The organism is Polynucleobacter sp. 39-46-10 (assembly GCF_002282275.1).
The window spans coordinates 1-4,265 of the sequence record NZ_NCJB01000207.1; the positions used below are offsets into that span (position 1 = coordinate 1).

Here is a 4,265-nt window from a genome sequence, read left to right on the forward strand (position 1 = left end):
ACGTAATGGTAAGGCGACATTTTCAACGGCACTGAATTCATCTAAGAGATGATGGAACTGATAAATGAAACCCAAACTCTGATTGCGCAATTGATCTAGTTTTCTTATTGGCAATTGATGGAGATTTTCTCCAGCCAAGATGACTGTCCCTGCGCTAGGCGTATCTAAACCACCCAATAAATGCAGCAAGGTACTTTTGCCTGAGCCAGAGGATCCTACTATAGCTACCTTCTCGGAAGCGTTTACCTGTAAATCAATTTCCTTAAGAACATCAACTGCTGTTGGTCCTTTGCCATAGGTCTTTGCTAGGTCGGATGCACTCAGAATCACACCACTGTTTTTTTCATTCTTGAAATTACTCATAGCGCAATGCCTCCGCAGGCTGAACTTGAGCGGCACGTCTACTTGGATACAGGGTTGCTAATATAGAGAGGCCGAAAGCCATAAGACCCACAGTAACAACATCAGATAAACGAACATCTGATGGAAGTTCGCTAATAAAGTACACATCGCGGGGCAAGAAGCGCACCCGGAAGATTGCCTCTATAGCGGGAACAATCACATCAATATTTAAAGCGATAAGGAGCCCCAAACCAACACCGGCTAGAGAGCCTAGCAAACCAATCGCTAATCCTTGCACCAAGAAGATGCGCTGAATGAGTCCTGGACTTGCGCCCATCGTTCTCAAGATGGCAATATCGGCTTGCTTCTCATTCACCGTCATTACTAAGGTAGAAACCAAATTAAAGGCAGCTACAGCAATAATCAGGGTCAGGATGATGAACATCATCTTCCTTTCAGTCTGAACAGCGGCAAACCAATTCCGATTCGAGCGTGACCAGTCGCTAACCCACAATGCCTGCGGAACAACTTGAGCTAACTCAGATGCAATCTCTGGTGCACGTTGCATATCATCGACCTTCACGCGCAAACCAGATGGATCCTGTAAACGTAATAAAGCGGCAGCATCTTTCCAATGCATGATGGCAAGGGAGCTGTCATATTCATAATGACCGCTATCAACAATACCGACGACTTGAAGGGTTCGCATTCTAGGCATTGCGCCTGCTGGAGTGAGATCACTTTCTGGCACGATCAGATTAATACGATCACCCACGCGCGCCCCAACCATATTGGCAAGCTGGGCGCCCAATGCAACACCAAAAGCACCCGGCTTCAGATCCTCAATGCTACCGTTTACAAACTGTTTTGGTAGATCGGAAACCTTACCCTCCTCGCTTGGAAGCACACCTCTGATAGCGACGCCACGCATCACACTATCGCGACTCAATAAACCTTGTGAGCTCACCATGGGGGCGACACCAACAACGTGAGGCTGAGCAGCGACCTTGAGGGCAACCGGCTCCCAATTGGCCAAACCATCTGGGGCAGTAATTTCAACATGCGAAAGGACGGAAAGCATCCGATCGCGCACTTCCTTTTGGAAGCCATTCATGACCGAAAGCACCACAATCAGGGCGGCAACGCCCAAAGCAATGCCAGCGGTGGAGATTCCGGAGATAAAAGAAAGGAAGCCATCACGCTTACCCATGGTCTTCCGACGCTTGGATCGGGTGTAGCGCAGGCCAATTTCTAGCTCAATAGGAAGTCTCAACATACACACAGTTTAGTGAATTAAACGAGCCAACCAATGGAAACTGTAAATGCCACCTAAAATCAGGGGAATGACTGCTAATTTGACCTCCCCCGCAAGTGCTTTGCGACGCTTTACCCTGATGGTGTCAGGTGAAGATGCTATTGACGCTGGATTGGACCAGAATACCCCGCCAAGTGGACTACCACAAGAGCGGTTTCTATTAGGTGACAGGCTCCCAATAGCTCCGATATTGCTATTAGGTCAGAGTGACTTGACGATCAATCCAAATGAAACCATAGCCTGCCTTCAACCGGTGCACCTGCACGCTACCCGAGATCACTTGATTTTGATGGCACAAAGTCAGATAGATCTGACTGAAAATGAATCCGCCAGATTACTAAATGTTGCCCTCCCATTTATTGAAGAGGATTTTGGCAGCAAAGTCTTATTCCAAGGGCAGCGTGATTGGTTTATTCCAGCAGGGCCGTTTGCCAGTCTAGCCACTCACTCCATTGATCAAGCACACGGGCGCAATATCGATTGGTGGATGCCACGCGATACGAGTGAAATTGGGATAGCCAAACTCTGGCGCAAACTCCAGAATGAAATTCAGATGCTCTGGCATATTGACGAAGTCAATGTAGAACGGGAGCAACGCGGATACCCCAGCATGAACTCGCTGTGGATTAGCGGCATCGGCAAACTAGCGGATATTCAGACTCCTCAATTGTTTGAGAAAGTAAATCAGATATATGGAGATCATGCTCTTCTACCTGGATTGGCAAAGTATCTTGGAATTTCCCAGCAGAACGAAATTGATTTCTCAAAACTTCAGAATGCCTTTGCGTGGATTGATCGCCCCGAGGGTATTTGGGATAACTTGAGCAGAGCGCTTCTCAATCAAGAATTGCATGAAATTTAAATTATCGTTTTTCAAAAGGGTCAAACCCGCCACAGAATCTTTACAGCTAAAGACCTACATAAAAAATCTTGGGCCTTCTGAAAAAAATCAGCACCCTTAACTTGGTCACAAATCATCTCAGCATGAGTGTATTTTCTCAGCGCCCCTTTTCTGATCGTACGGCCAGTTGGTTGCAACAAAGCGGTTTACACCCACTACTGGCTAGACTGTACGCAGCGCGTGGTATTGATAAACCCGATGAACTCTCATTAGATCTCAAACAACTTCTCTCACCAGTGGAGTTGAAAAATTGCATCAGCACCGCCACCCTACTCGCCGATATTCTCGAGCGTCAGGAAGCGATGCTGGTGGTGGCAGACTACGACTGTGATGGCGCCACTGCCTGTGCTGTTGCGCTCAGAGGCTTAAAGATGTTGGGTGGGCCAGATACCCCCATTCAGTTCTTAGTGCCGAATCGTTTTACGATGGGCTACGGACTAACTCCAGAGGTAGTGGATTTAGCTGCGCAGCAAACTCCCAAACCCAAATATCTCATTACGGTTGATAACGGTATTGCTAGTGAATCTGGTGTTGATCGAGCTCGCGAATTGGGCATGGAAGTCATCGTGACTGACCACCACTTACCAGGTGATCGATTACCAAAAGCGACTGCAATCGTGAACCCCAATCAGCCTGGCTGCACATTCCCAAGCAAAGCGCTTGCAGGCGTGGGGGTGATGTTCTATTTATTGGTGGCTCTTCGTGCAGAACTTCGCAAGCGCGGAAAATTTACTGCTGAGACTCAACCTAAAATCGAGAGCTTATTAGATTTGGTGGCCTTAGGTACTGTTGCAGATGTGGCGCAACTTGATCGCAATAACCGCATCTTGGTTTCCAATGGCTTAAAGCGTATTCGCGCTGGAGTGTCACAAGCAGGTATTCAGGCACTATTTAAAGCCGCAACACGGGATCCTCGTAAGGCCAATACCTTTGATTTAGGTTTTGCCATTGGACCTCGACTTAATGCTGCAGGACGCTTAGCAGACATGACTTTAGGTATTCGTTTATTGCTTAGCGATAAACCTGACGAGGCTATTGAACTAGCATACGAACTAGATCGCATTAATCGCGAGCGACGCGTCATTGAAGGCGGCATGCAAGAAGCCGCCCTCGCCCACCTTGCTGAAGATCAACTGGCAGGCACGATGGACGAGCGCTCTAGCATTTGTCTTTGGAATGCAGAGTGGCATCAAGGCGTAGTTGGTATCGTGGCATCCCGCCTCAAAGAACGTTTTAATCGCCCTGCAATTGTGTTTGCCCCTGCTGATGGTGCTAGCGGAGAAGAATTACGTGGTTCCGGCAGATCGTTGACAGGCTTTCATCTACGCGATGCTTTAGATATTGTTTCTAAACGTGAGCCAGGTCTGATTCTCAAATTTGGCGGGCATGCCATGGCAGCGGGTCTGAGTATTAGAAAAGCGGATTTTGAAAAGTTTGATGCAGTTTTTCAAAATGTTGCCAATGAATTACTGAATGATGAACTATTAGAGCGTCGCCATATTCATGATGGCTCTCTTGATCTTTCTGAGTTCACGCCAGAAACGGGCGATCTTCTTGCCGAAGAAATCTGGGGTCAGGGCTTTCCTCAGCCCATTTTTTATGGGGAATTTGAGGTCGGACAACAAAGCCTCATGAAGGAAAAACATCTACGCTTACAGCTTCGCCCGATTGGGGATGGCCAGTTAGCCAGCAAACCATTTACCGGCG

Annotated in this window: 4 protein-coding genes; 2 read left to right on the forward strand and 2 right to left on the reverse strand. The window is 47.7% G+C overall.

Features of this window, described 5'->3' with window-relative positions; genetic code table 11:
* Nucleotides 1-363: ATP-binding cassette domain-containing protein (locus B7X71_RS12715; protein ID WP_293600926.1), on the reverse strand; the 363-nt coding region annotated here is incomplete at its 3' end.
* Nucleotides 356-1,615: a lipoprotein-releasing ABC transporter permease subunit gene (locus B7X71_RS12720; protein ID WP_293598516.1), complete on the reverse strand. Its 1,260-nt coding sequence runs from the start codon at nt 1,613-1,615 to the stop codon at nt 356-358. The genes B7X71_RS12715 and B7X71_RS12720, both read right to left, overlap by 8 nt.
* A 49-nt stretch (nt 1,616-1,664) precedes the next feature.
* Between B7X71_RS12720 and B7X71_RS12725 the strand changes: the two genes are divergently transcribed.
* Together B7X71_RS12725 and recJ are read left to right on the forward strand one after the other, a co-directional pair.
* Nucleotides 1,665-2,519: a hypothetical protein gene (locus tag B7X71_RS12725; RefSeq protein WP_293600927.1), complete on the forward strand. Its 855-nt coding sequence runs from the start codon at nt 1,665-1,667 to the stop codon at nt 2,517-2,519.
* Between the two features lie 122 nt (nt 2,520-2,641).
* The coding region (gene recJ / locus B7X71_RS12730; protein ID WP_293600928.1) for a single-stranded-DNA-specific exonuclease RecJ at nt 2,642-4,265 on the forward strand (1,624 nt) is incomplete at its 3' end.